The organism is Nocardiopsis sp. NPDC055824 (assembly GCF_053616335.1).
The window spans coordinates 1-6,964 of the sequence record NZ_JBSHDN010000275.1 but is presented as its reverse complement, the minus strand read 5'-3'; the positions used below and the strand labels follow the sequence as shown (position 1 = coordinate 6,964).

5 protein-coding genes are annotated in these 6,964 nt (G+C 73.5%); all 5 read right to left on the bottom strand.

Features of this window, described 5'->3' with window-relative positions; all coding sequences use genetic code 11:
- Positions 1 to 54 precede the first annotated feature (54 nt).
- The 5 genes from ACWGL3_RS29935 to ACWGL3_RS29915 all read right to left on the bottom strand — a co-directional run bounded on the left by ACWGL3_RS29935 (position 55) and on the right by ACWGL3_RS29915 (position 6,728).
- A complete protein-coding gene (locus tag ACWGL3_RS29935) occupies positions 55 to 1,989 on the bottom strand; it encodes an IucA/IucC family protein (protein WP_452462069.1) in 1,935 nt (644 codons plus the stop codon).
- Positions 1,986 to 2,606 carry a GNAT family N-acetyltransferase gene (locus tag ACWGL3_RS29930; RefSeq protein ID WP_267948722.1) on the bottom strand — a complete coding sequence of 207 codons (621 nt, stop codon included), beginning with the start codon at positions 2,604 to 2,606 and terminating at the stop codon, positions 1,986 to 1,988. Before ACWGL3_RS29930 ends, ACWGL3_RS29935 begins: the two co-directional genes overlap by 4 nt.
- Entirely contained in the window at positions 2,603 to 4,051 is a 1,449-nt protein-coding gene (locus ACWGL3_RS29925; RefSeq protein WP_452462068.1) for a lysine N(6)-hydroxylase/L-ornithine N(5)-oxygenase family protein, read from the bottom strand. The genes ACWGL3_RS29930 and ACWGL3_RS29925 overlap by 4 nt, the downstream gene beginning before the upstream one ends.
- A complete protein-coding gene (locus tag ACWGL3_RS29920) occupies positions 4,048 to 5,691 on the bottom strand; it encodes a pyridoxal phosphate-dependent decarboxylase family protein (protein WP_267948724.1) in 1,644 nt (547 codons plus the stop codon). Before ACWGL3_RS29920 ends, ACWGL3_RS29925 begins: the two co-directional genes overlap by 4 nt.
- A 593-nt stretch (positions 5,692 to 6,284) precedes the next feature.
- Positions 6,285 to 6,728: an N-acetyltransferase family protein gene (locus ACWGL3_RS29915; RefSeq protein WP_452462067.1), complete on the bottom strand. Its 444-nt coding sequence runs from the start codon at positions 6,726 to 6,728 to the stop codon at positions 6,285 to 6,287.
- Between the last annotated feature and the right edge of the window lie 236 nt (positions 6,729 to 6,964).

Sequence of the window (6,964 nt, the reverse complement as noted above, 5' to 3'; positions counted from 1 at the left end):
GGGCGCGGAAGGGCGGACACTGCTGTCCGGCGGGCGGCGCCCGCCGGGCACGCCCTACCGGGGGACCCGTCCCGGGCGGTGGGCGGCGATCGGGTTCTCCAGCGTTCCGACCAGCTGGAGGGCCCCCGCGGGGTCGTCCAGGTTCACCATCTGGCGGTTGTCGCGGAGCTGGAGCCGGTTCAGGCAGGAGAGCGCGAAACGGTCCGCGAACACGTCGTAGCGCTCGAAGCGCTCGGACAGGTGCGGGACCGACGCCTGGTAGTCGGCGACGCACTCCGCCACCGTCCGCCAGAAGTCCTCCTCCGCCAGGGTGCCCTCGTCGGCGAGGATGCCGTTGAGGAACCGCAGGAAGCAGTCGAAGACGTCGGTGAAGAGCGACAGCAGCCGCTTGTCCTCGGGGACCTCGGCGCGGATGCGCTCCACCGCCTCGGGCAGCTCCGCGTCCGCGTCCATCACCACGATCTCCTCGGCGATGTCCTTCATCAGCACCCGCTGGGGGACCCCGTCGCGCAGGATCAGGATCACGTTCTCCCCGTGGGGCATGAACACCAGGTCGTGCCCGTAGAACGCGTGCAGCAGCGGGACCAGGTAGGCGTCCAGGTAGCGGCGCAGCCACACGGCCGGGGCCAGGCCCGACTCGGCGATGAGCGCCCCGGCGAGGGAGCCGCCGTCCGCGTCGGTGTGCAGCAGCGACGCCATCGTCGCGAGCCGCTCCCCCCGGCCGAGCCTCGGCACCGGGCTCTCCCGCCACAGTCCGGCGATCATCTTCAGGTACGGCGAGCCCTTGGCGGCGGCCCGCGCGTAGTGCGAGGTCCGGTAGCCCACCGCGGCGCGCTCGCGCAGCACCCCGACCCCGGTCGCGCGCAGCACCGGGTCCTGCCCGACCAGGTCGTCCAGCCAGTCGTTGATCGCCGGGGTGGCCTCCATGTACTCCGCCGACAGCCCGCGCAGGAACCCCATGTTCAGCACCGACAGGGCCGTCTTGACGTAGTGCCTCTCCGGCTCGGAGGCGTTGAAGAAGGTGCGGATGGACTGCTGGGCCCGGTACTCGTCCGGCCCGTACCCCAGGCACACCAGGTCGCGGCGGGCCAGGTCGGCGGCGAAGGTCACCGAGAGCCGGTTCCACCACTGCCACGGGTGGACCGGCACCAGGTGGTAGTCGTCCGGGTCCAGGCCCAGGCCGGCCAGCTCGGCGTGGAAGGCGGCCAGGACGCGGTCGCCGAGCTCCGAGCGCAGGAAGGAGCCGGGGTCGGTGTCGGCGGAGTGGGAGAAGGTGGTGCGCGAGCGCCGCGCGGCCACCCACACCAGGCGCACCGGGGCCGCGGCCTCGGGGGCGTAGGCCAGGTACTCGTCGGACCCGAAGCCCAGGCGCCCGTTGTTGGCGACGAAGCACGGGTGGCCCTCGGTCATCCCCGCCTCGATCGCCTGGAAACCGGAGCGCGCCAGCTCCGCGGCGTCCGGCTGCGCGCCCGCCATGCGGAAGGCGCTGCTCGCCAGGGTGCTGGTGATCTCCTCCAGGTAGACCGGCAGGACCTCCTTCCCCAGACCGAGGGTGTCGCGCAGGTCCAGCACGAGCTCCAGCGCGTCCGGGGTGTCCGTCGCCTCCGGGGAGCCGTCGCCGCCGGGGGCGCGGCGGACGATGCTGTCGGCGTCGATCCGCCAGTGGTCCAGGGCCATGACACGCGCCGTGAACCGGTACTCGGCCCCGCTGTCGCAGCGGACGGTGTACGCGCCGTCGGCGCCGCGTTCGGGGGTGAGCAGCCGTTCGTGGGAGAACTCGGCCAGGGCCTTGCGGACGAGCAGCCGGTTGGCGCGCTCCCACAGGTCCGGGGACAGGTGGGCGACGCCCTCGCGGGGGTCGGTCGGGGCCCCGGCCGGCCGAGGGGCCCGCCGTTCCCGGGCTGCGGCCGCAGGGCCGGCGGGGTCCGGTGCGCGGACGCCCGGGGAGGGCTCCGCCGTGAATGTCCCACCGGGGTGGCTGACGGTCATCTGTCGACTCCTCTCGTGGGCGCGGCCGCCGCCAGGGCGGAGCGGAACCGGTCGCGGGTACAGGTGCTCAGGTAGGCGTCCTTGCCGCTCTCCCGGAGGGAGACGGTGGACTCGACCCGGAAGCCCACCGCCTCGTTGAGCGCGTGGACGGGTCGGTTGCGCACGTCCGGCTCGACGACGACGCGCTCGGCCCCCGGGGCCGCGAAGGCCAGCTCCATGACCGTCGTGATGACGGCGCGGGTGAACCCGTGGACCGGGGTGTCGGCGGGCGCCACCAGGAAGTGCATCCCGATGTCGCCCGGCAGCACCTCGTAGTGGTGGGCCAGTTCGCTGTCCGCGGGCGAGTAGAGCTCCGCGAGGAAGACGGGCCGGCCCTTCCACACGCCGATGTAGGCCTGCTCGTGGTCGGAGGCGTGCACGGCCCGGAACTGGCGGGCCACGTCCTCCTCGTCGGCCTCGGTCATCAGCCAGAAGCGGGCCCGGGGCTCGGTCAGCCACCCGTGGAGGAGCGGTGTGTCGGCGTCCGGGTCGACGGGGCGGACACCGAACCGGCCCAGCTCGGGGTCGTCCCTGGTCAGCCCGGCCGGGAAACGGGCGGCAGGCGCGGGGCGGCTCATCGGTCGACCACCTCCAGCTCGGTGTCCGGCCCCGCGGGAGCGGAGCCCCCGTCCCGGGCCGCGGGGTCCCGCGGCGCGGGCGCGCCGAACTCCTGGAAGGCGATGGAGCGCTCCACGGCGTAGGGCTCGCGGCCCAGCATCGCGCGGAGGATGTAGGAGTTGCGGTAGGCGCCCATTCCCAGGTCGGGGGAGACGAACCCGTGGGTGTGCAGCTCGGCGTTCTGCACGAACACCGCCCCGGGCGGGGCCTGCGCGCCCGGCCCCTCCGCGTCCCCGCCGGGGCCGTGGGCGTCCGCGTCCACCCGGTAGTCGCGGCGCACCCGGAAGCGCCCGGCCGCGTCCCAGGCCAGCCGGTCGGAGACGGGCCCCAGGAAGTCCGGCCGCCGGTACCGGTAGCCCGTGGCCAGGACCAGCCCCTGCGTGTCCAGGGTGAAGTCGCGTCCCTGGTCGGTGTTGCGCAGCTCCAGGCGGTAGCCGTCCAGCTCCGCTGCCCGGGAGGCCCCGGTGACCTCGGTGCCGGTCAGCAGGCGCACGGGGGGCGGGCCGAGCCTGCTCTTGACGTAGAGCAGGTCGTAGATCGCGTTGATCACCTCGGTGTCGATGCCCTTGTACAGGTTCTTCTGGGAGCTCACCAGGCGGTCGCGGGTGGCGTCCGGGAGGGAGTGGAAGTGGTCGGCGTACTCCGGGGAGGTCATCTCCAGGGTGAGCTTGGTGTACTCCAGCGGGAAGAAGCGCGGCGAGCGCGTGACCCAGTTGAGCTGGTAGCCGTGCCTGTCCACGTCCTGGAGCAGGTCGTGGAAGATCTCGGCGGCGCTCTGGCCGCTGCCGACCACCGTGATGCTCCGCTTGGACCGGAGGTCCTCCCCGGCGTACAGGTAGTCCGAGCTGTGCACGGCGTCCCCGTCCAGGCCCCGGCAGGACTCGGGGACGTAGGGCGGGGTCCCGGTGCCGAGCACCAGGCGGCGCGCGCGGTGCAGGCCGGGCGCCCCGGTCGCGGTGTCGGTGCTGTGCAGCAGGTAGAGGGACCGCTCGGGGTCGTACTCGACGGCGTCGACCCGCTGGCCGAAGCGGACCGCGTCGCCCAGCTTGCGGGACGCCCAGCGGCAGTAGTCGTTGTACTCCGTGCGGAGGGGGTAGAAGCGCTCGCGGATGTAGAACGGGTACAGCCGCCCGGACTCCTTGAGGTAGTTGAGGAAGGAGTACGGCGAGGTGGGGTCGGCCAGGGTGACCAGGTCCGACATGAACGGGGTCTGCAGTTCGGCGTCTTCCAGCAGCATGCCGCTGTGCCAGTCGAACTCCGGCTTCTGGTCGAGGAAGAGGCCGTCCAGCTCGGCGATGGGCGCGCTCAGGCAGGCCAGGCCGAGGTTGAAGGGGCCGAGGCCGATCGCGGCGAAGTCGTGGACGCGGTCTCCGCCGTGTGCGCCGGGGCTGTGGTCGCCTGTCAACGGGTCCTCCCGGAGGTGTGCGCGGGGTCGTGCGGTGCGCCGGCCGGCGCGGTGGACGGTGCGCCGCCGGTTCTGGCCACCGCGCCGTGCTCGGCGGCGTAGTGCCGGGCGTGTCCCGCGAGCAGGTCCAGGACCTCGGCGACGTCCTCCCGCGTGCTCCGGGGGTTGAGCAGGGTGAGCTTCAGGTACGGGCGGCCGTCGACCGTGGTGCGGGCGGCGACGGCGCGGCCCGAGGCCAGCAGGGCCTCCCGCGCGTACCGGTTGGCGCCGTCGGCGGTCTCCTCGTCGACCCCGGGCAGGGCGCACCGGAACACCAGGGTGCTGAGTGTGGGCCGTGTGACCACGGTGAACCGGGGATCGGCGTCGAGCAGCGACCACCCGGCGGCGGCCAGGTCCAGGACGCTGTCGAAGAGCGCGCCCACGCCCTCGGCGCCCATCGTGCGCAGGGTCAGCCAGAGCTTGAGCGCGTCGAAACGGCGCGTGGTCTGGAGGCTCTTGTCCACCTGGTTGGGGGCCAGGACCGGGGTGCTGCCGTCGGAGCGGGAGTTGAGGTAGTCGGCGTGGTAGGTGACGTGGCGCAGGGACCGACCCTCGCGCACCACCACTGCGCTGGAGCTGACCGGCTGGAAGAAGGACTTGTGGAAGTCCACGGTCACCGAGTCGGCGCGCTCGACGCCGCTCAGCAGGTGCCGGTGGCGCGAGACCAGCAGTCCGCAGCCGTAGGCCGCGTCGACGTGCATCCACAGTCCGTGGCGGGAGCACAGGTCGGCGATCCGGGGGAGGGGGTCGATGCTGCCGAAGTCGGTGGTCCCGGCGGTGGCGACCACCGCGACGGGGATCAGGTCCTCCCGCAGGCAGCGGCGCAGCTCGGCCGCCAGGGCGTCCGGGCGCATGCGGCGCCGGTCGTCGCAGGCCACGGTGATCACGGACTCGTAGCCCAGTCCGAGGAGCGCGGCCGACTTGGCGACGCTGAAGTGCCCGGCCTCGGACGTCAGCACGCGCATCCGCGGCAGGAGCTCGGAGAGGCGGCCCCCGTGGCGCTCGTGGGCCTCGTCGCGGGCCATGAGCAGGGCCTGGAGGTTGGACTGGCTGCCGCCGCTGGTGAAGACCCCGTCGGCGTCCTCGCCGAAGCCGATGCGCCCGGCGGTCCAGTCGATCAGCCGCTGCTCGATGAGGGTTCCGCCGGCGCTCTGGTCCCAGGTGTCGAGGGAGGAGTTCACGGCGGACAGGACGGTCTCGCCCAGCAGGGCGGGCAGGACCACGGGGCAGTTCAGGTGGCCCATGTAGCGGGGGTGGTGGAAGTAGACGGCGTCGTCGAGGTAGAGGTGCTCGAGCTCGTCCAGGGCGGCGGCAGGGTCGTCGAGCGGGCGGTCCAGGTCGACCTTGTCCATTCCGGGGCGGAGGTCCTCGGCGGTGGCCCCCGTGAACGGCCGGTCCACCCGGGCGATCCGGGCGGCGACCCGGTCCACGGCGGAGCCGGCGAGGACGCGGTAGCGCTCGGCGCTGTGGGCGTCGAAGAGGTGGGCCCGGTGGTCGGTCCCCTGGACGGGCGGGGTATCGGGGGCGTCGTCGGCCCCGGCGTCCGTGGAGCCGCGTCCCCCGGTCGGCGGGTCCTGAACGGACCTCGCGAGGAAGTTCATGGGTCGTCCTCCTGAAGGCGGGCATGCCAAAGGCATCCGTTGGCCGGATGTGGGCATGAGGGGGTGAACTGCGTCGATGCGGTGCAGGGATGCGAAATCCAAGCAAGGGGAGCCTAACCTAACCAAAAGGGGCTCGCACTGTGACCATCCCTACATGCCGAGATGGTTTAACTACGGAGAGTTGCCATCGAGGGCGGCGTTCAGGGGGTTTTCATCAGCTTTTATGGCGGTTAGTTCGTTTCTCTGACGCGCGATGATTACAGGTGGCGGCCAGCAACGGCCCCGGGTCGACGGCCCTCGGCGCAAGACCCGGCGGGGCGCGCCACCGGGGACGGTCCGCCCGCAGGGCGGGGAGGGCACACGGCTCCGGCCGGGGGCCGAGGGGGCGCTCCCGGAAGGAGCGCTCCTGCGCTCCCGGGCCCGCGGAGGGGAGTCCTCCGCGCCGCGGGGTCTCCGGCCGGTCGGGGGGGCAGGCCCCGGGGAGAGGCCCCGCGGCGTGCACGCCGGGTGACGGCCGGGGCGCCTGTCGGCCCGGCGTCCGCCCCGGTTCCACCGGCGGCGGATGGTCCTCCCGCGGGAAGGCGCCCGCGGCGCTACCGCTCCGGCCCGACCCGCCGTTCGAGGTACATGACGGTGGTGTTCTCCGAGAACCCGCTGCCGCGCATGAGGGCGAGGGAGGCCGTGTTGCCCGTCTCCACGTCGGTGAGGATCCGGGACGCCCCGAGGGCCTCCAGCCCCGCGCAGCACTCACGGACCAGGCGTCCGGCGATCCCGTGGCCCCGGAGGCCGGGGTCCACGGCGATCCACTCCATGTAGCCCCAGTCGTCGCGGTGCTCGAAGCCCATCGAGCCGAGGACGAACCCGACGACCCGCGTGCCGCTCAGCGCCACCCGGCAGGAGGAGCGGGGGCTGTCCAGGTGGCCGGCGGCCGCCGTGAGCGACCAGGAGGTGTACGGCAGGGCGCTCGTCTCGAACACCCGGTGTCCCAGGTCGAGGACCGCGGGAAGGTGCTCCACCGCCATGGGTCCGATGTCCACCCCGGATCCCCGGGGGTCCGGCGCCGGCGCGCCCTCCTGCTGTTCCACTGGCCTTCCACCCTCCGCCGTCGGACACGGGCGCGTCCCACGCGGTCGCGGTGCGCCCGGGGCTTCGCGGCCGGGGCAGGAGCGCCCCTCGCCGCGGGGACACCGCAGGTGGTCCCGCCCCCGCAGATTATGCCGGACTCCGGAGCCCCGGACGGGGACGCGCACCGTGCCGGGGCGCGGTGCCGCCC

Coding starts and splice junctions, on each gene's coding strand:
- ACWGL3_RS29920 (WP_267948724.1), bottom strand. CDS start 5,691: ATGAACTTCCTCGCGAGGTCCGTTCAGGACCCGCCGACCGGGGGACGC.
- ACWGL3_RS29935 (WP_452462069.1), bottom strand. CDS start 1,989: ATGACCGTCAGCCACCCCGGTGGGACATTCACGGCGGAGCCCTCCCCG.
- ACWGL3_RS29930 (WP_267948722.1), bottom strand. CDS start 2,606: ATGAGCCGCCCCGCGCCTGCCGCCCGTTTCCCGGCCGGGCTGACCAGG.